The sequence below is a fragment of the Enterobacter sp. GER_MD16_1505_Eko_090 genome, from assembly GCF_003331015.1.
In the GTDB taxonomy this organism is placed as follows: domain Bacteria; phylum Pseudomonadota; class Gammaproteobacteria; order Enterobacterales; family Enterobacteriaceae; genus Enterobacter; species Enterobacter roggenkampii.
In genome coordinates this window covers 1-1,385 of the sequence record NZ_PUQF01000061.1, presented here as the reverse complement: position 1 = coordinate 1,385, position 1,385 = coordinate 1, and the positions used below count along the sequence as shown (strand labels likewise).

Annotated in this window: 1 pseudogene; it reads left to right on the top strand. The window is 43.8% G+C overall.

Features of this window, described 5'->3' with window-relative positions:
• Positions 1 to 1,086: 1,086 nt before the first annotated feature.
• Positions 1,087 to 1,385, top strand: a pseudogene (locus C6A40_RS24745) (transposase); the annotation flags it as partial.

The following is a 1,385-nucleotide window of genomic DNA, read 5'->3' as shown; positions in this document are numbered from 1 at the left end:
GAAAGCGTGCGTATTGCCTGAAAACACAACCCGCTACGGGGGAGACTTACCCGAAATCTGATTTATTCAACAAAGCCACTCTTTTTGTGTTTACACAATTTGTAGTTACGATAATCCATCCTCACGGCTGTTCCCTGGGCACGGTCATACCTAACCTATTTAGATTAAGTATTTAAAGATCAATTTCTTACAGTACTTTTAAGGGACAACTTCAAATCTCTGAATATATCATTATCAGTATTTCAGTTAATAATACCTTCAAATAAAAAAAGCGGTCCGGCGACATCCCCCGGACCGCTTCAATAAACTGTCTGATGTTATGTATTCATCAGTGTGCAAATATCATACCAGCTTATGGTTCAGATAGCCACGTTGCTTAATTGTTGTGCAATGTAACAAATGTGAGGTATGTGTAGGTAATCGTTATTTTTAGGACTTAATGCACCGGTATTCTGGGCTTCAAATTCATCGGGGTAATGGCAAGTTAATGAAAAAAAGACCATTCCTCACGGGAGAAAAATGGTCGAATAATAGTATCCTGGTTCTGTGTACGTCAGGGTTCCAGTAGGATAGCGTCTATTGTCATGAACGAAACGACAAATAAGGGGGTAAATATGCCTCATTTTTGTTAAGGAATTGTCTATATGAACTGTTACTCAGTTTCTGTCCGTGAAATGGTCAGTATCAGGTATCAGACAATCATATCCTTTTATCTCACTGAGATTCCGGGCTGGACTTGATATCATCTAAACCTTTTCGGATTTCCACGTTTGGAAAATACAAGCCTTTCAAGAATTATACTGGTCTGTTAAGCGACCGATTGGAATCCGATATAAGAATATCCAGCAAGGAATTGACGCCCTCGACACTGCTGATGTCTTTGAGGCGGTTTCTTGGATGAATCTGTCCTGAAGTGTCTGATTTTATCGCTCTATGTGATTGTTCGACTGTAGTGGCACAGTAAATTTGGCCACCTGATTAAAGGTGTGGAGTGCCCCCGAGCCCGTAGACAAATCTGCCCTATAGTTGGACTGACCCCACCCCGGTAGACGATCCTGCCCTATAGTTTGAGCATAGGGGGAGCATATGGGCACACCACGATTTACACCTGAATTTAAGGAAGAAGCCGTCCGACAGATAACGGAACGCGGTTATTCCGTTGCCGAAGTATCTGACCGTCTGGGCGTTTCTGCCCACAGCCTCTACAAGTGGCTACGGGCTATCAAACCGGATAACAGCGAGCAGCATGCCCGGGATTTACTGGAAGCCAAAAGCGAGATCCTGAAACTACGGGCACAGCTAAAACGTACCGAAGAAGAACGGGATATCCTGAAAAAGGCCGCGCGGTACTTTGCAAGGGAGCCCGACTGAAGTACCGCTTTATC